The organism is Bisgaardia hudsonensis (assembly GCF_004345785.1).
Taxonomy (GTDB): Bacteria; Pseudomonadota; Gammaproteobacteria; order Enterobacterales; family Pasteurellaceae; genus Bisgaardia; species Bisgaardia hudsonensis.
This window is the reverse complement of record NZ_SLXI01000001.1, coordinates 544,908-565,038: the sequence shown is the minus strand read 5'-3', so window position 1 is coordinate 565,038 and position 20,131 is coordinate 544,908. Positions and strand designations below refer to the sequence as shown.

Genomic DNA, 20,131 nt, shown 5'->3' with positions numbered 1-20,131 from the left:
CATTTACCTAAGGAGCAATTATGTCTATTCTATTACAAGCGGTTCATATTAAGAAACGATTAATACCATTTTTATTTACACTATTTTTAGCCGGCTGTACATCCAATTTTTTTGATAGCAGTTTTACTAGTGAATTAAGAAAAGATGCCAATGCAAATTCAGATTATTATATAAGTCATATTGAAAAAGCACCAAATGTTGAAGATCAACAAACTTATAAGCTATTAGCTGCCCGAGTACTTATTACAGAAAATAAAATAGCACAGGCTGAAGCATTCTTGTCAGAACTAAAAGATCTTAATAAAGAACAATTACTTGATAAATCCATTATTGATGCACATATAGCTGCAGTTAAAAAGAAAAGCACATATGCTAGAAATTTACTCGCTAAAATTAATCTAAATTTATTAAGTAACTCTCAAAAATCACGTTATTATCAAGCCATTGCACACATAGAAGAAAATAGCCACAATTCAATTGAGGCGGTAAAAGCAAGAATTCAAATGGATTCTTATTTAACTGATACTCAAAGAAAACAAGAAAATATTGACTGCACTTGGACGTTATTACGTAATACAAATAAAGGGATCATAAATAATACGTCAGCAAATGGAAATATTGCTCTTGGTGGGTGGTTAGCCTTAGTAAGAACCTATAATGATAACCTAAATCAAACAAATTTACTCAGCGAAGCACTACAAAGATGGAAAGCATCATATCCAAGTCATAGTGCGGCTTATTTATTTCCAACTGAATTACAAGCATTATTTAACTTTCAAGAAACACGTTTATCTCAAATTGGGTTAGTGCTCCCTTTAACAAGTAGTGCAAAACTTATTGGTGATACCATTAAACAAGGTTTTGATGATGCTAAAGGCGATAGTAATATTCAAGTGGCTGTTTTTGATACGATGACAATGCCAGTAGATCAAATTATAGCAACGGCGAAACAGCAAGGTATTAACACTATTGTTGGTCCATTATTAAAACAGAATGTTGATGTGCTTTTAAATTCTCCATCATTAATTCAAGGTGTTAATATTCTTGCATTAAATTCAACAGCAAATGCACGCCCAATTAACCAGCTTTGTTATTATGGATTGTCTCCTGAGGATGAAGCTGAATCAGCCGCAACAAAAATGTGGAATGATGGGGTTCGTATACCATTAGTTGTGGTACCACAAAATGATTTAGGACAACGAGTTGCTTCTGCATTCAACGTTCGTTGGCAACAAATCTCTGCTACTGATGCGAATGTAAAATTTTATAATCAATATGATGATATTGTTGGGGCATTACAATCTAGCTTAAATTCAAATATTCAGGCACTGTATATTATTTCAGATAGCCAACAGCTTGCAGAAATTAAAACAGTGGTTGATAATACAAATCAAAATATCAAATTATATGCAAGCTCTCGTAGTCACTCACCAAATAATGGTCCAGAATATAACTTACTTATGAATGGTGTTAAATTTAGTGATATACCTTTCTTCAAAGAAGCTGAATCAACACAATATCAAAAAACAGCACAATTAGTAAATAATGATTATTCTTTAATGCGTTTATATGCAATGGGTACAGATGCTTGGTTGTTAATTAATCAATTCAATGAAATACGTCAAATTCCTAGTTTTAGTATTAATGGTCTAACTGGAAAATTAACGACTAATTCTAATTGCAATATTGAACGTGAAATGACTTGGTTCCAATATAAAGATGCTACAATTTATGTAGAAGAAAATTAATATGTTTTTCTCTAAACGAGATCAGGGGGCGAGTTTTGAATATCAAGCTCGCCTTTTCTTGGAAAAGCAAGGATTAACATTCATTGCAGCAAATCAACATTTCAAATGTGGCGAACTTGATTTAATAATGAAAGATCAAGCAACCATTGTATTTGTTGAAGTTAGACAACGCAAAAATGACGATTTTGGTACGGCTATCGAAAGTGTTGATTACAGAAAACAAACAAAGTGGCTCAATACTGCAAGTGCATGGTTATCTCAATATGACTTAAGCTTGGAAGATACAGATTGCCGTTTTGATCTCGTTGCTTTTGGTGCATCAGACAATGATGTTGAATGGTTACCTAATTTTTTAGATGAATAATAAATTATTATGCTAAATAAAATTAAAGATATTTATTCTGAAAGTATACAAATACAAATATCAGCCTCTAGCCTACTAACTAGAAATATAGTAAGGGGGGCTGAAAATATTGTAGATTGCTTACTGAGAAATAATAAAATTATTGTATGTGGTCATGGCCGTTCTTATGCTAATGCACAATTTTTTGTTGCAAATCTTCTCAATCGCTATGAATTACAGAGACCAAGTTTTCCCTCAGTTCTACTTAGCTTGGAGGGAGCGATAGGATCTTCAATTCTTTTTGATGAAGATTCAAATAATATCTATCAACGCCAATTTAATGCGATTGCACAAGCCGGTGACTTATTGGTAATATTTTCACCATTAGGAAATGAAGAAGCAATTTTAAACATCATTCGTTGCGCTTTAACTAAAGAAGTGCATGTAATTGCTTTAACAGGAACAAAGAATGATCATATTAAGGGATTTTTAACTGACAACGATATTGAGATTTCCGTTCCTGCAATAAAAGAAAGCCGTATTTTAGAAAACCACTTATTTATTATTAATAGTATTTGTGAACTCATTGATTATAAGTTATTTTCTCATACGTAATTTGGTAAATAAATATTTTCAATACAAACTATATCCCTTAAATAAAAGGAGCATTATATGAATATCAAACAAATTAAGTTACTAAGCCTAATTATCGGATCTGTAATACTGTTACAAGGATGTGTTACTGCAACTGTTGTTGGTGTTGGAGCAGCGGCTGCAACAAAAATAGCAACCGATCCAAGAACAGTTGGTACACAAGTAGATGATGAAACACTTGAAGAAAAAGTATTACTGACAATTAATAAAGATAGCCAAATAAAATCTGAAGCTCGTATTAATGTCGTATCCTATAGTGGGCAAATTCTATTAATCGGTCAAGTTCCAAATGAAACATTAAAGGAGCAGGTTACAAACCTAACTGAAGGCGTTGAATACGTGAATAAAGTATATAATGAATTACGTGTAGGATCGCCGATTTCATTCGGGCAAATCAGTAAAGATGGTTGGATTACTACACAAGTAAAATCAAAATTACTTGTTGATTCAAATGTAAAAAGTACAGACATAAAAGCAATTACAGAAAATGGGGAAGTCTTCTTAATGGGTAATGTTACACAAGATCAAGCCAATGCTGCTGCAAATGTTGCTAGAAATATACTTGGTGTAAAAAAAGTAGTAAAAGTCTTTAATTATATACAATAAACTAAAATTAATTTTTTAATCTAAACATTCTTTCTCATCTAAAAATGAGAAAGGATGTTATTATGTTAAGGTATGCAAATATGCTTTAACTGACCTCTTTTATCACTTTTATTCCATTCAATTTGTACAATAGTCGAAGGATAAAAATTTACTGTATTAGTTTGATTGACTAATCTCGCAACAATTTCTCCAACCAAAGGTAAGTGAGAAATTAAGAAAACATTCTCAACACCTTCATCATTAAGAACTGATAAATATTCAATCACTATTGCTACATCACCATAAGGGGTAATTGATTTACACAATTCTTTCTTACCTCTTAGCGTATCTACAAATACTGCATTTACTTCATCAAAAGTTTCCTGTGCCCGAACATAAGGGCTCACAATAACTTTATCAATATTAACCCCTACTGATTTTAACCATTCTGCTTGCTGTCGAACTTGTTTACGACCATTTGATGTAAGATGGCGAGCCATATCTGACTCAGCCATCATTTCTGCCTCACCATGACGCATAATAAAAATTTGCATACTTTCTCTCTAATTAATTTTCTCTTACTGCGCTTGCTATTTTCTCTGCACATTCTTGTGCTAATGCTCCATCTTCACATTCAACCATAACACGAATTAATGGCTCAGTTCCTGATTTTCGTAATAAAATTCGTCCTTTACCAGCTAATTTTGCTTCGACTTCTTGTGCTGTTAATTTTACTGTTTCCGAATCAAGTGGATTCTGACCACCAGAAAAATGAACATTAATTAACACTTGTGGGAAAAGTTGTACCGCTTTTGTTAATTCATTTAAAGATAAATTATGCTGAACCATTGCAGATAAAACGGCCAAAGAAGCAATAATACCATCACCTGTTGTATTCTTATCTGAAATAATAATATGACCTGAATTTTCCCCACCAAGTTTCCAATTATGCTCTTGCATTTTTTCAAGTACATAGCGATCGCCAACATTGGCTCTTACAAAAGGAATTGCAAGTTCTTTTAAGGCTAGTTCTAAACGCATATTACTCATTAATGTCCCAACTACACCACCTTGCAACGATCCATTACGCAAAGCCTCTCGGGCAATAATAAATATAATCTGATCACCGTCAACTTTATTACCTAAATGATCAACCATAATCAGACGATCTCCATCGCCATCATAGGCTAAACCTACATCAGCGTTAGTTTCTTTTACTTTATCTTGTAGAGATTTTATATCAGTAGCGCCACATTTTTGATTAATATTCATTCCATTTGGTGAAGTACCAATTTCTATTACTTCAGCCCCTAACTCTCTCATCACATTAGGTGCGATATGATAAGTTGCCCCATTAGCACAATCTACAACAATTTTGTAATTCTCTAAGCTTAAATGAGCGGGGAAAGTACTTTTACAAAATTCAATGTAGCGCCCCGCTGCATCTTTAATACGACTTGCTCGACCTAACTCAGCCGATTCCACACAATCCATCGGCTCATCAAGCATAGCTTCTATTGCAAGCTCAACTTCATCTGGTAATTTTGTACCATCTGTTGAGAAAAATTTAATACCATTATCATAATAAGGGTTATGTGAAGCAGAAATGACAATACCCGCCTCTGCTCGAAATGTTCTAGTTAAATAAGCAATCGCAGGGGTTGGCATTGGTCCTGTAAAAGCAGCAGATAAGCCCGCTGCTGCCAATCCAGCCTCTAACGCAGACTCTAACATATACCCAGAAATACGCGTATCTTTACCAATTAATACTTTATTCGAACCATGAGTCGCCAATACCTTTCCAGCAGCCCATCCCAATTTTAAAGCAAAGTCTGGCGTAATCGGAGAAGCACCAACTTTTCCACGAATACCGTCTGTTCCAAAATATTTACGTTCTGACATTTTTAATTCCTTTATTTAATTTTATTATTTTTAAGCATTGCTTGTAGCCAACCAAATTTTTAATGCATCTGCGGTTTCAGCCACATCATGAACTCGAACAATTCGAGCACCATTCACAATAGAAAGCAACGCACCGGCTACACTGCCCACAACACGATGTTCAACAGATTTATCTAAAACCAAACCTATCATTGATTTACGCGATAATCCAGCTAAAACAGGATAGCCTTTTTCACAAAAGATATTAAAATTTTTCAATAATTCATAATTATGATGCAATGTTTTACCAAAGCCAAATCCAGGATCCCAAATAATATTTTCCTTGCGAATACCAGTATTTAAACAAAGTGCGGTACGATTTTCTAAAAATTTAAGAACATCGGTAACCACATTCTCATATACTGGATCTTGTTGCATTGTTCTTGGTTGACCTTGCATATGCATAAGACAAACAGGCAAATCTAAATTAGTAGCAGTTTCTAAAGCATTAGGCTCACGCAAAGCTCGAATATCATTAATCATATCCATACCAACTTTAGCACTCTCTTCCATCACTTTTGCTTTAGATGTATCAACAGATATCCAACAATCAAAACGTGTTCTCACTGCTTCAACTAAAGGGACAACACGCTCTAGCTCCTGTTCTAACGTAATTTCATCCGCCATTGGTCTGGTTGATTCTCCCCCAACATCAATAATTGTCGCACCTTCTTGCAACATTTTTTCAACCTGCATGAGTGCTTTATCTAATTGAAAAAATTTTCCACTATCAGAAAAGGAGTCTGGGGTAAAATTCAAAATCCCCATAATATGAGGTGTCGTAAGATCAAGACTCTTACCGTTTGCATATAATTTCATTTGGAGTTTTCTCTCACAAAAAATAATATCTAATTATATCGGAATCCTTAAACTAACCAAAATAAAAAGCCTTTTTAGCAAACTAAAAAGGCTTTTATTTTATTAATGATTATTTATCAGAATCTTCCGTTTTTTCTACCGCACTTTCATCATCTTTTGTATCAACATTATCTGATGAAGTTTTATCTTCCCAACCATTAGGTGGAGTAACCGGCTCTCTATTCATTAATTGTTTAATTTGAGGCTCTTCAATCGTTTCATAAGTTACCAAAGCATCTTTCATCGCATGCAAAATATCCATATTATCAATGAGCAACTGTCTAGCTCTTTCATAATTGCGAGCGATTAATGTACGAATTTCTTCATCAATAATATGTGCTGTTGTATCTGACATATGTTTTGCTTTTGCCATAGAGCGACCTAAAAAGACCTCTCCCTCATCTTCAGCGTATAATATAGGTCCTAAAGAATCCGAGAATCCCCATTGCGTCACCATATTACGTGCAATATTAGTGGCTACCTTAATATCATTTGACGCTCCAGTAGAAATATTTTCTTCCCCATAAATAAGCTCTTCCGCTAGGCGTCCTGCATATAACGTAGATAATTTACTTTCTAATTGTTTATAGCTAATACTAATCTGATCACCTTCTGGTAAAAAGAACGTTACCCCTAATGCGCGCCCACGAGGAATGATTGTTACTTTATGAACAGGATCATGTTCTGGGACTAAATAACCAACGATAGCATGACCAGCTTCATGATAAGCTGTTGATTCCTTCTGCTTATCGGTCATAATCATCGTACGACGTTCAGGCCCCATATTAATCTTATCTTTTGCTTTTTCAAATTCAAGCATTGTAACAATACGTTTATTTGTTCTTGCAGCAAATAAAGCAGCCTCATTAACAAGATTCGCAAGATCTGCACCAGAATAACCCGGGGTACCGCGAGCTAATACCATTGCATCCACTTCTGGTGCAATAGGTACTTTACGCATATGTACTTTAAGAATTTGCTCACGCCCTCGAACATCAGGCAAACCTACCATCACTTGACGATCAAAACGTCCAGGTCGAGTCAATGCAGGATCCAATACATCAGGTCGGTTAGTCGCAGCAATAACAATAACCCCTTCTTTACCTTCGAAACCATCCATTTCCACAAGCATTTGGTTTAAAGTTTGTTCACGCTCATCATGTCCACCACCAAGTCCTGCACCACGTTGGCGACCAACTGCATCAATTTCATCAATAAAGATCAGACAAGGTGCATTTTTCTTAGCTTGTTCAAACATATCACGCACACGAGAAGCACCAACCCCAACAAACATTTCAACAAAATCAGAACCTGAAATTGTGAAGAAAGGGACTTTTGCCTCACCAGCAATAGCTTTTGCCAACAATGTTTTACCAGTACCAGGAGGACCAACCATCAAAATACCTTTAGGAATACGTCCACCTAACTTTTGGAATTTTGTTGGATCTCTTAAGAAATCAACAATCTCGCCAACTTCCTCTTTGGCTTCATCACAGCCTGCTACATCAGCAAAAGTTGTTTTAATTTGATCCTTTGTTAGCATCTTTGCTTTACTCTTTCCAAAGCTCATGGCTTTTCCACCACCGCCTTGCATCTGACGCATAAAGAAAAACCAAACACCTATAAGCAGAAGCATAGGGAACCAAGAAATAAAAATTTGCGAAAGGAAACTACGCCCTTCAGGCAACGCACCATCTACTTTTACTTTTGATTTAAGTAAATCATCAAGCAATTTTCTATCTTCTAGTGGCGTTGGTAAAACAGTTGTATATTTAGAACCATCTTTTTTTGTTACAAAAATCTCACCACGCTCATTAAATTTTGTCGCAGAAATTTGACTATTTTCTACGTCACTAATAAACGTTGTATAATCAATTGAATTCCCTGAGGAATCAGTATTAAATCCCTGATATGCAGTCATCATTACCACCGCAACCACAATCCAAAGGACTAAATTTTTTACCATATCGTTCAAGGTATTACCTCTTTTTTTAGTTAATAATTTGTCATACGAAGATTACTACATATATATGAAAAATTAAAGCAATCAAATTAATTGTTTTTATTTATATATAATAATCAATACTTATAACCAATGGCTACAATATAAACCTCTCGAGAACGACCTCGAGAAGCCTCGGGCTTACGTACTTTAACAACATCAAACAGAGAGCGAATCTCTCTTAAATATTCATCAAAACCTTCACCTTGAAATACTTTTACCACAAAACTCCCTTTAGGAGCTAAGACCTGTTTACACATATCAAGAGCGAGTTCAACTAGATACATTGATCGAGGAATATCGACAGAAGGCATCCCACTAAAATTAGGTGCCATATCAGACATAACCACATCAACTTTATTCTCTCCTACTCGCCCTAATAAAGCCTTTAATACATTTTCATCTCTAAAATCCCCTTGTAAAAAATCAACACCTACAATAGGATCCATTTCTAAAATATCACAAGCTATAATTCGTCCTTTGCCACCAATTTGGCTAACCACATACTGTGACCATCCTCCTGGTGCTGCACCTAAATCAACCACGGTCATACCATGTTTAAATAAACGATCTGATTTCTGTATCTCATCAAGTTTAAAATAAGCACGTGAACGCAATTTTTGCTTATGTGCTTTTTGCACAAAAGGGTCTTTAAAATGCTCATTTAACCAGCGGCTTGAACTAGCCGAACGTTTTTTCTTTCCCATAATCTCTTAAATTTTGTGGTAGTTCTTTCAATATAAGGGTAAAATTCCCTACTTCAAGTTAGTTTTTAAAAAAATTATAAAAATCTAACCGCACTTTTATCATTTAGGACAATAAAATAATGACGTTATCAACAAAACAAAAGCAATATCTAAAAGGTTTAGCTCATCATTTAAACCCCGTTGTTATGCTAGGTAGCAATGGTTTAACTGAGGGCGTTATCGCTGAAATCGACAATGCATTAAATCATCATGAATTAATCAAAGTCAAAATTTCAGGGGCAGATCATGAAACCAAACAGCTTATTATAGATGCTATCATCCGAGAAACTCATTCTCACAAAGTACAAACAATCGGACATATACTCGTACTATATAAGCCAAGTAAAGAACCTCTCATTCAATTACCCCGTAAATAATGACAAAAAAGGACGCTATATTGCGTCCTTTTCGCAACAGTCAATTATTTATACTTAACTTCAATTATCTCAAACTCAATAATACCACCCGGTGTTTGAATTTTAACTATGTCATCAACTTCTTTAGCAACTAATCCTCTTGCTATAGGAGAGTTAACTGAAATAAGCCCTTGCTTGATATCGGCTTCATCATCTCCAACTATCTGATAAGTCACTTCCTCATCAGTATCAACATTCAATAATACAACTGTTGCGCCAAAAACCACTTTTCCATTATTTGATAATTTGGTTACATCAATTATCTGACAATTTGATAGTTTACTCTCTATTTCTTGAATACGTCCTTCACAAAAACCTTGTTGTTCACGAGCGGCATGATATTCTGCATTTTCTTTAAGATCGCCATGTTCACGAGCTTCAGCAATAGCTTTAATAATTTCTGGGCGGCGTATATTTTTTAAATGCTCCAATTCTTGTTTTAATTGTTCTGCACCACGTACAGTCATTGGAATTTGTTTCATAAACCTTTATGTTCCTTTATTCTGTGTGAAAAAAAGTACGACAATATAAAAATATTGCCGTAGCTAATAAAATAATTTCTTGCAAGAAATATATTTACTCTTGCTAATCAGAGTACTATTATTGTTCGTCTGAAAAAAAATAGCAACCATAAATCCTCATCATGTGTAAATTCCTAATAAATATAAAACAACTAAAACTAAGTTTAGTATCCCTTATACTTTGTATGCCTCAAATAACAAAAGCAGATATTTCTATACCTACTTTAATGAACACTTTGCCTGATGGCACAGCTTTAGGATTTCTAGCTAAGAATTTAGATGAAAATAGAATAATAGCAAATTATCAAGATAGCAATTTAATGTTACCTGCCAGTACACAAAAAATACTTACTGCACTAGTGGCAAAGCTAGTACTACAAGAACAATTTCAATTTGAAACAAGTTTATTAACCACTGCAAAAATCCAAAATAATACTTTAAAAGGTAATTTAATTATTAAATTTACTGGCGATCCTGACTTTACATCTGATCAACTCTATAAATTACTCAGTCAATTAAAACAAAAAGGCATTCATAAAATCTCTGGCGATCTCATTTTAGATACCGCTGTATTTATTGGCCATGATCGTGGTTTGGGCTGGATTTGGAATGACTTAACTATGTGTTTTAATTCCCCTCCATCTGCTGCCAACATTGATAATAATTGTTTTTATGTTGAATTAGATGCTAATCAACCAATAGGCCAATTAGCTAAAATTAATATTCCAAGTAAATATCCAATACAAGTTTTTGGTCGAATTCCAATTGTAAATAAAAATGAAGCAGCCTTCTGTCAATTAGATGTCATCGTTCATGATAATAACCGCTATCAACTTAAAGGCTGTCTTGCTCCACATAATAAATCTTTTGGATTAAGTTTTGCTGTTCAAGATCCTAATGCTTATATAGCAGAAATAATTAAACGTCAATTAGCTCGTTTAAATATTGAATTTAAAGGAAAAATCTTACAACCACATAATTCACAAAAAGGCGATATTTTGGCTCAACATTTTTCAAAACCACTACCAGAATTAATCAAAAAAATGTTAAAGAAATCAGATAATCAAATTGCAGATAGTCTTTTCAGAACAATCGCATTTCATTATTATAATCGCCCTGCTACCTTTCAACTCGGAGCAAAAGCTGTTGAGCAAATTTTATCTTCAAAGGCAGGCATAAAATTCAAAAATACTATAATGGCTGATGGCTCAGGACTATCTAGACATAATTTAATATCCGCTCAAACAATGCTTCAAGCATTAGAATACATTATTCAAAATGAAAATAGCTTACATTTACTTGATAGTTTTCCTATTGCAGGTGTAGATGGCACCCTTAGTGGACGAGGTTCAATGATAAAAGAACCATTAGTTAAAAATATTTCAGCCAAAACAGGGGCATTAAAAGGTGTCTATAATCTAGCAGGATTTATGACCAATAAGTATGGGCAAAAAGTTGCTTTTGTACAATTTATTAATGGTTATTCAACAGGTAGTTTAGACCAAAAAACAAAACGAGCACCCTTAGTGCAATTTGAAAATAAACTTTATAATGCCCTTTATCAGGAGAAATAATGTTACACGAAATTTATATTTACCCAATAAAATCAACTAAAGCCTATAAAATTTCCCAATCCATTGTACAAATGCAAGGATTAAATTTTGATCGAGAATTTATGCTGACGGATCTTAATGGTAAATTTATTACCGCAAGAACACATAGCACACTTTATGAGCTATTTGCCTTCCCTATTGCTCAGGGTATCGAAATCCATCATAAAAACGGTTCATTTATTCGTATTCAATATCAAGATTTTCTCTATTCCCGAAATAATGAAGTTTGGGGAGATCATTTCCCATCTCTTGTAGCTAAACAGGAAATTAATCAGTGGTTAACAGATAAAATAAAAGATAATGTACAACTACGCTGGCTTGGAGAACAAAGCCAACGAAAAATTAAACATTACCCAGAATATAATGTTTCTTTTGCTGATGGTTATCCAATTTTACTTTGTACAGAAGAATCACTAGAAAAAGTTAAATCTGAATGCCCAACTGAAATAACCATGTTACAATTTCGTCCTAATGTAGTGATAAAAGGTTATTCCGCATTTTCTGAACAAAATTGGCATGAAATTCAAATAGGTAATGTAAAGTTTTTACATACTCACCCTTGTACTCGCTGTATTTTGACAACCAGAAACATCTACACAAATCAACTTGATCCTAAAGCAGAACCTTTCCGTACCTTAAAACGAATAAATACAAATGAGAATGGTAAACCTCTTTTTGGAATCAATCTCATTCCAATGAATACAGGTATTATTAAGGAAGGAGATGAAATTAAAATACTTTCTTACAAATAAAGCTGATCTAACTAAACCAGAATGAAGAAATAAAAAATTTCTTCATTATTTATATAACATACTAAGCAAAAACCACTTGAACCAAATACATATATAATCCAGTCCCAAGCAACATAGATAAAAACATATTTTTCTTCCAAAAATGTAAAACTACCACTACTGTCCCCGCAATAAATTCAGGTAATATTCGATAACCATCTGAAAAATCAACATTTTTATAACAATACACAACAAGCATACCAAACATCGTTGCGGGTAATACCTTACCTAAATATCGAATATATTCAGGAATGGGACGATGGGGAGGAAATAACCAAAATGGTAATAATCGGGATAATTGTACGGCTAAAATTGCTACACCAACCGTTAAACATTGTTCTATTAATGTCATTTTAATCTTCCACCTCTAATTTAGATGCTAATTTGAAACGACGAAAAGTTAATATAACAAGAATGCCAATTAATGTAGGAATAAGAAAATTCTCTTTTCCAAAAACACATAAACATAATAAAGTTATTCCGATCCCCAATAATGACGCTTCATGAGATTGCTCTTTTATCCAATTTTCCACAAAAATAACCAAAAATAATGCAGTCATTGCAAATTCAACACCTTGTAAATTTAAAACAGAATATTCACTAAATAAATTACCAACGGTCGCACCTACAACCCAATAAATATGTAGATAGAGTGTTACAAAAAACATATACCAACCTTTATCTAACGTTGCAGGTATTTTTGCCATATAATTAAGCGAAAAACTCTCATCAACCATTGCGCTAATCAAATACCAACGTTTTTTCCCTAAATGGCTACCATATTTATCTAACATAGAAACTGAATAAAATATTTGCCTTCCACTAATCATTAACGTCAGTAAAAAAACTTGCAGAGGTGCAAAAGGTAGCAATAACATTCCAGCAACAACGAACTCTACTGAACCACCATAAATTAACATTGATGTTAACATAGGATAAATAAAACCAAATCCCAAAGAATGCATATAAATACCATAAGATGCCCCTAAAAAGAGAAATCCCATAATCATTGGTGAAGAATAAGGAAATGCAGCTTTCGCAGCAGCTAAAATAAGTTTATTTTTTTGTGGAGTTAAAGCCATTGTTTCCCCAAGCATCATAACAATAATCAAGAATAAAAAAGTTAAAGTTAAAGTTAAAGTTAAAGTTAAAGTTAAAGTTAAAGTTAAAGTTAAAGTTAAAGTTAAAGTTAAAGTTAAAGTTAAAGTTAAAGTTAAAAATAATACTAAAATCAACCGCACTTTAATCAAATTAATTCTAGTAAAAATATTCGCTAATATAATAACTTAAGATAAAATTTTATTCAAAGAACAAAAAATAAATACCATAAAAATATGCAATCAACTTTAATGATCTATATCACACTTTTTTATTTTACACTTTTACCTACATTCCTTTTCTACTACTAAAGTGTTAAACTTTAGAAAGTTTTATTACATTTTATAAAGAGGTATAACAAATGACATTTCGTATTGAAAAAGATACTATGGGTGAAGTGCAAGTTCCAGCAGATAAATACTGGGCAGCACAAACCGAACGTTCACGCAATAATTTTAAAATTGGTCCAGCGGCATCAATGCCTAAAGAAATTATTGAAGCATTTGGTTATTTAAAAAAAGCGGCTGCTTATGCTAACCATGAATTAGGTGTTTTACCTGTCGAAAAACGTGATTTAATTGCTCAAGCTTGTGATGAAATTCTAGCAAATAAATTAGATGATCAATTCCCTCTCGTAATTTGGCAAACAGGTTCTGGTACACAATCTAATATGAACCTAAATGAAGTTATTGCAAATCGTGCTCATGTTATTAATGGTGGAAAATTAGGTGAAAAATCAATTATTCACCCTAATGACGATGTAAATAAATCTCAATCTTCTAATGATACTTACCCAACGGCAATGCACATTGCTGCTTATAAAAAAGTCGTAGAAGTAACTATTCCTTGCGTAGAACGTTTACAAAAAACTTTTGCTCAAAAATCAGAAGCATTTAAAGATGTCGTAAAAATTGGTCGTACTCACTTAATGGATGCAACACCATTAACATTAGGTCAAGAATTCTCAGCCTACGCTGCACAACTAGATTTTGGTTTACGTGCATTAAAAAATACATTACCACATTTAGGTCAATTAGCATTAGGTGGTACCGCAGTAGGAACTGGGTTAAATACACCGAAAGGTTATGATGTAAAAGTAGCTGATTATATTGCTAAATTTACAGGTTTACCTTTTATTACTGCTGAAAATAAATTTGAAGCATTAGCAACTCATGATGCCGTAGTTGAAACTCATGGTGCATTAAAGCAATTAGCGATGTCTTTATTCAAAATCGCTAATGATATTCGCTTATTAGCTTCTGGTCCTCGTTCTGGTATCGGTGAAATCTTAATTCCAGAAAATGAACCAGGTTCATCAATTATGCCAGGTAAAGTAAATCCTACTCAATGTGAAGCTATGACAATGGTTTGTGCTCAAGTTTTAGGTAATGATACAACAATCTCATTTGCAGGTTCACAAGGTCATTTCCAATTAAATGTGTTTAAACCAGTAATGGCGGCAAACTTCTTACAATCAGCTCAATTATTGGCAGATGCTTGTGTATCCTTTGATGAGCATTGTGCGGCAGGTATTGAACCAAACTATCCGCGCATTAAACAGCAACTTGATAATTCCTTGATGTTAGTTACTGCGTTAAATACTCATATTGGTTATGAAAATGCAGCTAAAATAGCTAAAACTGCTCATAAAAATGGCACAACGTTAAAAGAAGAAGCAATTAATTTAGGTTTATTAACTGCTGAACAATTTGATGAATGGGTACGCCCTGAAGATATGGTTGGTAGTTTAAAATAATGACTAAATAGTCTGTAAATCTGTAAATAAGGCGAGTTAGATTCTCGCCTTTTTTTTATTTATTGTTATAATGCAAAAAATTTTTAGATAACGAGATTCTTATGAAACGACGAGCTTATCAGTTATTATTTATCATAAGCTTACTTTCAAATTCAGTGTTAGCACAATGGGAAATGGTAGGTAATGCAAATTACAACTGGGGACCATTTGACGTCTATACAATGGGTCTTTATACCGAAAATGGCGAATATTCAGAAGGTGACCGACCTTTATTATTATCCTTTAAATATAACAAGCCTATCGAGGGCAGAAGTTTTGCAATTACCTTGATAAAAGAAATTAAATCGCTAGGTTACAAAGAAGACTTTGATAAACGATTAAAACAATTACAAAATATATTTCCTGATTTTTCACCAAATGATGTTTTAAACTATATTGCCTTAAAGGATAAAGGTTATTTCATTTTAAATGACTCAATCTTAAACCTTGAATTTGAAACATCATTTAATCAAGCATTTTTAGGTATATGGTTATCACAAAATAGCCATTTTTCAAAAATTAGAACACAGCTAATAGGTAAAGAAAAAAATACTCATTCTAATCAAGAAAATCTATTTTATGATCCTGAAATAAAGCAATTAAATGAAGAAGATAATGCACCACAATTACCACCTAATTTTCAATTTGAAAATAAAGATCAGGATTATAGCTAGTAGATAACATAGATTTAATAAAATGTGAAATATATCTAAGAATTTAACCTGTTTTAATGCTATACTGTGAAAAGACATTGTTAACCACGAATGGAGTGTAAATATGGAAAACCTTGTATTAGAAACTTGGCAAGCAGTTCTTATTGGATTAGTTATTGGATTTATTATCGGCTACTTAGCATTACGTTTAACAAAAGGATCGGTAAAAAAACAGCTTAAAACAGAATCAGAATTAAAACAAACAAAAACTGAGCTAGAAACACAAAAACAACATTTAGAGAAACATTTTTCTGAAAGTGCTGATTTATTAAAAACTTTGGCTCAAGATTATCAAAAACTTTATAAACACTTAGCCACTTCATCAACTGAATTACTTCCCGAATTAGCTAACAAAGAACTCTTCTCTAAAAACCTTATTGATAATAAAGAAGAAAAACAAGATGCTATTGATATAGAAGTAAACAAAACTGAAGATGATAAAGATCAACCAAGAGATTATTCTGAAGGTGCATCAGGCATTTTAAAAGCAGAAAAGTAAATACAATAAAATCATTTACTATAAAAGGATCAAATAATTTTTGATCCTTTATTTTTTATTAGCGAGCAATCCCATATTGCTTTAATTTATTAGCAATAGCAGTATGAGAAACCCCTAATCTTGCGGCTAATTTTCTGGTGCTTGGGTATTCACTATAAAACTTTTGTAATACCATTGCTTCAAATTTTCCCATTATTTCATCTAAGGTTTCATCTTGGAACTGTTCAACTGTGAGAGATAAAATTTCTTGTTCTATCAAATTTAATCCACTCACAGACAACTGATTATTTTCAGATAAAGAACAAGCTCTAAATAGAGCATTATATAGCTCTCGAATATTACCTGACCAAGTATAATTTTTTAAATAACTTAAAAAAGTATCGTTATAAGATGGTTGATTAATCGATAACCTTGTTGAGATTTGTTTAATAAAGAGGGGAAGTAATAAGTCAATATCTTCTGGTCGTTCACGAAGCGAAGGAATATTTATCGTCAGCACATCTAATCGATGAAATAAATCGCCACGCATTTTTCCTTGTTTTACACAAATATGTAAAGGAACTTGGGAAGTACAAATTACTCTCACATTTGCATAATGACCTTTTTCTTCGCCTACTCTCTTAAATGTTCCATCTGTAATAAATCGAAGTAATTTTGCTTGTAAATATAAAGAAAGCTCTGAAATACCATCAAGTAATACTGTTCCACCATCTGCATATTCAAAAAAACCTATCGTTTCATTGTTCCCATCTGAATGCCCAAACATTTCACTCTCAGCATCTTCTGGCGGTAGCCCTGCACAATTAATGGCAATAAATTTTTTTGTTCCTCTAGGGCTCAAATTATGGCAAGCTCGAGCAAAAAGATCTTTTCCTGTTCCAGTTTCTCCTTGAATAAGTAAGGGGGCATCTAGAACAGCAAATTTTTTTGCCGTTTCAATTACCGATCGCATTTTTTCACTTTGAAAAATAATATCGGAAAAAGAGGTTTTTTCTGAAAACATAAAAGGTTCTCTCATTAAAATAAATTAGCACTATAATAATATAGCAAATAAAAATGGAAAGAAAAATTTACATTTTTACATTTTCTTTGATCTTATTTTCTCTCAAAATAGTTGACTTTAATGTGGTAAGTAATTCTTTTTGAATATGAGATAAACGAGGTTTTTCATTTTTTTCAAATACAATCGGACGACAAAATTCCATTGCTTTAATACCTAATCTTGCTGTTAATAACCCAACACCGATCCCCTGAGCAATGCGTGAAGATACCTTTGCGGTAATGTCTTGAGAAAGCCAATCCATTCCAATATCTTGAACAATTTCAGTTGCCCCCGCAAACGCCATATTAAGAAAGACCATTTTTAATAATCGTAAACGGCTAACGTAACCAAGTTCAATACCATAAATTTTAGCTAATTGATTAATCAGGCGAATATTACGCCAAGCAAGGAAAAACATATCAACCACTGCGAGTGGACTAACTGCAATAATTACAGCACATTCAACCGCATTTTTAGTTACCAGTTTTTTAGCCTGTTTATCAATAGGTGATAATACCGTTTCGCTAAATAAGTGAACTACTTCTTGTGCCGAATAACTTTCATTAATTAGTTGTTTCCACTCCACTAACTCTAATGTATTTTTAGGCATTTTTATATTATCTACCACCGAAAGACATAATTTTTGCCCTTCTTCAAAACTATATTGAGAATCAGTGTTTAAATCGACCGCACTTTCTAGCGAAAGTGCCTCACTTTTTTCTTGTAATAACATTCTTTTCCGTAAGGCAACAAGATGTCTCATTTCTTGAATAATCATCGTAAGTCCGAGTAATAACACTGAAAATGCAACAATAGAAAATGCAAGAGATAACCATTGATTTTGTTGCCAACTATTAATAATCCATTGAATAGACTGAGCAACTGTTGCGACAATAAATAAAATTACCGTACTGACGAAAACTTTTTTCCACCATTTTGGCTTTGGCTTAACGATATCAGAAAATTCCTCTGTTAATAATTCACCTTGTAAACTTTCACTATCTATCACCTCGTCTTCAATTTTTACTGACGCCTCATCAAATTCTTGACGAGGTACAAATGGCTCTCCATTATTATCATTCTTGCTATCTTGAATATTTTCTTTACTAAAAATTTGTTTTTGCATATTCATTTACTCTAAAAACTTCGATAAAAAATACCGCACTTTTTCTGAATAGAAATGATTTTTCAATCCAGTTTGTCTGCTAGTAAAAATTGTAACACTAAATCCATTCTCAAATGAGGAAGCATCCCATCTTCTCCTAAAGGTTGTGGCTCAAAGGTATCAAACTCAAATTTCTGTTTATCCCAAAATTCAGCATTAGGTAAACGATTCGGTACAGATCCTGGATATAGCGTAATATTTTTATGATCAGAAGATCGCATTCCTTGTATTGCTTTAAAAACTTGCCCATCTTTATTAATAGAAACCTGTTTTGTGGCTCGAATTGCAGAAATTGCCGTGTAATCTGTTTCAATCCCTTCATATGCAACATAATGTCCTCCTTCTTGTACAAGCTGTTTCATTAAGCTCATTAAATTAGGTAATTGATCCGTTGTAATATGATCTGCTTTTGTAGCAATAAACATCAGTTTATCAATATTTGGAGAAAATAAGCGATGTAATAAGCTCCGTTTTCCATAATGAAAATTGTTGAAAAGTTGTTGTAATGCTTCTTTCATATCTAAAAATGCTTGTTGACTATGATTTAATGGCGATAAACAATCCGCCAAAATAACCTGTCTATCAAAAGTTGAAAAATAATCTTGATAAAATACTTTTACAATCTTCTGACGATAAAACTCATATCGCTGAGTAAGAACAGAGAAATAGCTACCTGATTTTTTAGTTGCACTCAGTTTCCGCCATTCTTCTTCCTTTAGATGAATTAATGGAAAAAATTGTAATGCAGGCGATCCAGCTAATTCACCGGGTAATACAAAGCGTCCAGGTTGAATAAAGTGTAATCCTTCAGCTTTAGCTGAAAATAAAAAGTCGGTATAATCTTTGGCTATTTGTGCCAGAATATCCTCATCAGCCGCAGTGGTTAGATCTATTTTTTTTAATTTTTCTAACCAAACAGTCGATAATGCTTGATATCGTGCTTGGTAATGGATTGGTAATGAAGCTTGTTGTAATGACCATTGTTGATAACTTAATGATAATAGTGGTAAATCCAATAACCATTCCCCTGGATAATCAAAAATATCGATATATAATGTGCTTTTATCCTTAAAATGACGCATTACGCCCTGTTGCCGTTGATAACGAATCGCTAGTCGCGTTTCACTTACCCCTGTTGTTGAACTAGGCCATTCTGGTGGTGTTTTCATCAAACTATTGAGGTTACTCTCATAATCAAAACGTGGGATTTTTAAATCTTTCTGCCCAATTCGTTTGACTGCGATAATTGATTTATTACGTGAAGCCTGAAATAGTGGAAGATGTTTATTTTCCAATTGATTAATATTAAGTAACTGATTCATTAGACTAGTAATAAATGCTGTTTTGCCACTACGACTTAAGCCTGTTACAGCGATACGTAAAGAGCGATCTAAAGTGCGGTTAATTATATCGTCAATTTCATTTTGTATATAATCCAACATAATAGTTCTAATATCCTAATTCGCTATTTCTAAACAAAAATTAATAAAAAATATTGGCTCATATTACGATATAATCGCCATATAAAAATAATTCCTCATAAACTCTTTCTATATAAACTAGCCAATTTAATGAATATGCCTTACAATTTAGTCTAATCT

General features: G+C 33.1%; 21 protein-coding genes. 10 read left to right on the top strand and 11 right to left on the bottom strand.

Going from position 1 to position 20,131, the window contains the following annotated elements; translation table 11 throughout:
• The first annotated feature begins 20 nt into the window (after window positions 1-20).
• The 4 genes from EV697_RS02660 to dolP are packed head-to-tail and all read left to right on the top strand — an operon-like array spanning window position 21 to window position 3,351.
• Complete coding sequence (locus EV697_RS02660; protein WP_132022246.1) at window positions 21-1,748, top strand: penicillin-binding protein activator; 1,728 nt, start codon at window positions 21-23, stop codon at window positions 1,746-1,748.
• 1 nt (window position 1,749) lies between these two features.
• On the top strand, window positions 1,750-2,112 hold the full coding sequence (locus EV697_RS02655; RefSeq protein WP_132022244.1) for a YraN family protein: 363 nt from the start codon (window positions 1,750-1,752) through the stop codon (window positions 2,110-2,112).
• 9 nt (window positions 2,113-2,121) lie between these two features.
• Window positions 2,122-2,706: a D-sedoheptulose-7-phosphate isomerase gene (locus tag EV697_RS02650; RefSeq protein WP_132022242.1), complete on the top strand. Its 585-nt coding sequence runs from the start codon at window positions 2,122-2,124 to the stop codon at window positions 2,704-2,706.
• A gap of 57 nt (window positions 2,707-2,763) precedes the next feature.
• The gene (gene dolP, locus EV697_RS02645) at window positions 2,764-3,351 is read left to right on the top strand and encodes a division/outer membrane stress-associated lipid-binding lipoprotein (protein WP_132022240.1); all 588 of its coding nucleotides are present in this window, start codon (window positions 2,764-2,766) and stop codon (window positions 3,349-3,351) included.
• A 65-nt stretch (window positions 3,352-3,416) separates the two neighbouring features.
• Here the strand turns inward: dolP and sixA are convergent, their stop codons facing one another.
• From sixA to rlmE, 5 genes are all read right to left on the bottom strand, one after another.
• Window positions 3,417-3,884, bottom strand: coding sequence for a phosphohistidine phosphatase SixA (sixA, locus tag EV697_RS02640; RefSeq protein ID WP_132022238.1), 468 nt, complete (start codon window positions 3,882-3,884; stop codon window positions 3,417-3,419).
• Window positions 3,885-3,897: 13 nt separating this feature from the next.
• Window positions 3,898-5,232, bottom strand: a complete 1,335-nt coding sequence (gene glmM / locus EV697_RS02635) for a phosphoglucosamine mutase (RefSeq protein WP_132022236.1) — start codon at window positions 5,230-5,232, stop codon at window positions 3,898-3,900.
• Window positions 5,233-5,262: 30 nt separating this feature from the next.
• On the bottom strand, window positions 5,263-6,090 hold the full coding sequence (gene folP, locus EV697_RS02630; protein WP_132022234.1) for a dihydropteroate synthase: 828 nt from the start codon (window positions 6,088-6,090) through the stop codon (window positions 5,263-5,265).
• A gap of 109 nt (window positions 6,091-6,199) precedes the next feature.
• A complete protein-coding gene (ftsH, locus tag EV697_RS02625; protein WP_132022232.1) occupies window positions 6,200-8,095 on the bottom strand; it encodes an ATP-dependent zinc metalloprotease FtsH in 1,896 nt (631 codons plus the stop codon).
• Between the two features lie 113 nt (window positions 8,096-8,208).
• On the bottom strand, window positions 8,209-8,838 hold the full coding sequence (rlmE, locus tag EV697_RS02620) for a 23S rRNA (uridine(2552)-2'-O)-methyltransferase RlmE (protein ID WP_132022230.1): 630 nt from the start codon (window positions 8,836-8,838) through the stop codon (window positions 8,209-8,211).
• 116 nt (window positions 8,839-8,954) lie between these two features.
• On the opposite strand from rlmE, the gene yhbY reads away from it, so the two are divergent.
• Window positions 8,955-9,254: a ribosome assembly RNA-binding protein YhbY gene (yhbY, locus tag EV697_RS02615; RefSeq protein ID WP_132022228.1), complete on the top strand. Its 300-nt coding sequence runs from the start codon at window positions 8,955-8,957 to the stop codon at window positions 9,252-9,254.
• 44 nt (window positions 9,255-9,298) lie between these two features.
• Here the strand turns inward: yhbY and greA are convergent, their stop codons facing one another.
• A complete protein-coding gene (greA, locus tag EV697_RS02610) occupies window positions 9,299-9,775 on the bottom strand; it encodes a transcription elongation factor GreA (protein WP_132022226.1) in 477 nt (158 codons plus the stop codon).
• 224 nt (window positions 9,776-9,999) lie between these two features.
• Here greA and dacB point away from each other — a divergent pair, with 224 nt between their 5' ends.
• Both dacB and EV697_RS02600 read left to right on the top strand, forming a co-directional pair.
• The gene (dacB, locus tag EV697_RS02605; RefSeq protein WP_236824072.1) at window positions 10,000-11,388 is read left to right on the top strand and encodes a serine-type D-Ala-D-Ala carboxypeptidase; all 1,389 of its coding nucleotides are present in this window, start codon (window positions 10,000-10,002) and stop codon (window positions 11,386-11,388) included.
• Window positions 11,385-12,179, top strand: coding sequence for an MOSC domain-containing protein (locus EV697_RS02600; protein ID WP_132022222.1), 795 nt, complete (start codon window positions 11,385-11,387; stop codon window positions 12,177-12,179). The genes dacB and EV697_RS02600 overlap by 4 nt, the downstream gene beginning before the upstream one ends.
• Before the next feature lie 61 nt (window positions 12,180-12,240).
• On the opposite strand, the gene EV697_RS02595 is transcribed toward EV697_RS02600, so the two are convergent.
• Complete coding sequence (locus EV697_RS02595; RefSeq protein ID WP_132022220.1) at window positions 12,241-12,570, bottom strand: branched-chain amino acid transporter permease; 330 nt, start codon at window positions 12,568-12,570, stop codon at window positions 12,241-12,243.
• 1 nt (window position 12,571) lies between these two features.
• A complete protein-coding gene (locus tag EV697_RS02590; RefSeq protein WP_236824071.1) occupies window positions 12,572-13,300 on the bottom strand; it encodes an AzlC family ABC transporter permease in 729 nt (242 codons plus the stop codon).
• Window positions 13,301-13,677: 377 nt separating this feature from the next.
• Here EV697_RS02590 and fumC point away from each other — a divergent pair, with 377 nt between their 5' ends.
• From fumC to EV697_RS02575, 3 genes are all read left to right on the top strand, one after another.
• Window positions 13,678-15,072: a class II fumarate hydratase gene (fumC, locus tag EV697_RS02585; protein WP_132022218.1), complete on the top strand. Its 1,395-nt coding sequence runs from the start codon at window positions 13,678-13,680 to the stop codon at window positions 15,070-15,072.
• A 101-nt stretch (window positions 15,073-15,173) separates the two neighbouring features.
• The gene (locus EV697_RS02580; RefSeq protein WP_132022216.1) at window positions 15,174-15,785 is read left to right on the top strand and encodes a chalcone isomerase family protein; all 612 of its coding nucleotides are present in this window, start codon (window positions 15,174-15,176) and stop codon (window positions 15,783-15,785) included.
• 103 nt (window positions 15,786-15,888) lie between these two features.
• Complete coding sequence (locus tag EV697_RS02575; RefSeq protein ID WP_132022214.1) at window positions 15,889-16,323, top strand: Z-ring associated ZapG family protein; 435 nt, start codon at window positions 15,889-15,891, stop codon at window positions 16,321-16,323.
• A 58-nt stretch (window positions 16,324-16,381) separates the two neighbouring features.
• Here EV697_RS02575 and EV697_RS02570 read toward each other — a convergent pair whose 3' ends face one another.
• From EV697_RS02570 to EV697_RS02560, 3 genes are all read right to left on the bottom strand, one after another.
• A complete protein-coding gene (locus tag EV697_RS02570) occupies window positions 16,382-17,326 on the bottom strand; it encodes a sigma 54-interacting transcriptional regulator (protein WP_132022212.1) in 945 nt (314 codons plus the stop codon).
• Between the two features lie 67 nt (window positions 17,327-17,393).
• Entirely contained in the window at window positions 17,394-18,491 is a 1,098-nt protein-coding gene (locus EV697_RS02565) for a TIGR01620 family protein (protein ID WP_132022210.1), read from the bottom strand.
• A 62-nt stretch (window positions 18,492-18,553) separates the two neighbouring features.
• Entirely contained in the window at window positions 18,554-19,972 is a 1,419-nt protein-coding gene (locus EV697_RS02560; RefSeq protein ID WP_132022208.1) for a YcjX family GTP-binding protein, read from the bottom strand.
• Between the last annotated feature and the right edge of the window lie 159 nt (window positions 19,973-20,131).

What these genes read in the sequence shown, in the direction of transcription:
- EV697_RS02660 (WP_132022246.1), top strand. Translation starts at nt 21, where the DNA reads ATGTCTATTCTATTACAAGCGGTTCATATTAAGAAACGATTAATACCA.
- EV697_RS02655 (WP_132022244.1), top strand. Translation starts at nt 1,750, where the DNA reads ATGTTTTTCTCTAAACGAGATCAGGGGGCGAGTTTTGAATATCAAGCT.
- EV697_RS02650 (WP_132022242.1), top strand. Translation starts at nt 2,122, where the DNA reads ATGCTAAATAAAATTAAAGATATTTATTCTGAAAGTATACAAATACAA.
- dolP (WP_132022240.1), top strand. Translation starts at nt 2,764, where the DNA reads ATGAATATCAAACAAATTAAGTTACTAAGCCTAATTATCGGATCTGTA.
- sixA (WP_132022238.1), bottom strand. Translation starts at nt 3,884, where the DNA reads ATGCAAATTTTTATTATGCGTCATGGTGAGGCAGAAATGATGGCTGAG.
- glmM (WP_132022236.1), bottom strand. Translation starts at nt 5,232, where the DNA reads ATGTCAGAACGTAAATATTTTGGAACAGACGGTATTCGTGGAAAAGTT.
- folP (WP_132022234.1), bottom strand. Translation starts at nt 6,090, where the DNA reads ATGAAATTATATGCAAACGGTAAGAGTCTTGATCTTACGACACCTCAT.
- ftsH (WP_132022232.1), bottom strand. Translation starts at nt 8,095, where the DNA reads ATGGTAAAAAATTTAGTCCTTTGGATTGTGGTTGCGGTGGTAATGATG.
- rlmE (WP_132022230.1), bottom strand. Translation starts at nt 8,838, where the DNA reads ATGGGAAAGAAAAAACGTTCGGCTAGTTCAAGCCGCTGGTTAAATGAG.
- greA (WP_132022226.1), bottom strand. Translation starts at nt 9,775, where the DNA reads ATGAAACAAATTCCAATGACTGTACGTGGTGCAGAACAATTAAAACAA.
- dacB (WP_236824072.1), top strand. Translation starts at nt 10,000, where the DNA reads ATGCCTCAAATAACAAAAGCAGATATTTCTATACCTACTTTAATGAAC.
- EV697_RS02595 (WP_132022220.1), bottom strand. Translation starts at nt 12,570, where the DNA reads ATGACATTAATAGAACAATGTTTAACGGTTGGTGTAGCAATTTTAGCC.
- EV697_RS02590 (WP_236824071.1), bottom strand. Translation starts at nt 13,300, where the DNA reads ATGGCTTTAACTCCACAAAAAAATAAACTTATTTTAGCTGCTGCGAAA.
- fumC (WP_132022218.1), top strand. Translation starts at nt 13,678, where the DNA reads ATGACATTTCGTATTGAAAAAGATACTATGGGTGAAGTGCAAGTTCCA.
- EV697_RS02580 (WP_132022216.1), top strand. Translation starts at nt 15,174, where the DNA reads ATGAAACGACGAGCTTATCAGTTATTATTTATCATAAGCTTACTTTCA.
- EV697_RS02575 (WP_132022214.1), top strand. Translation starts at nt 15,889, where the DNA reads ATGGAAAACCTTGTATTAGAAACTTGGCAAGCAGTTCTTATTGGATTA.
- EV697_RS02570 (WP_132022212.1), bottom strand. Translation starts at nt 17,326, where the DNA reads ATGTTTTCAGAAAAAACCTCTTTTTCCGATATTATTTTTCAAAGTGAA.
- EV697_RS02565 (WP_132022210.1), bottom strand. Translation starts at nt 18,491, where the DNA reads ATGCAAAAACAAATTTTTAGTAAAGAAAATATTCAAGATAGCAAGAAT.
- EV697_RS02560 (WP_132022208.1), bottom strand. Translation starts at nt 19,972, where the DNA reads ATGTTGGATTATATACAAAATGAAATTGACGATATAATTAACCGCACT.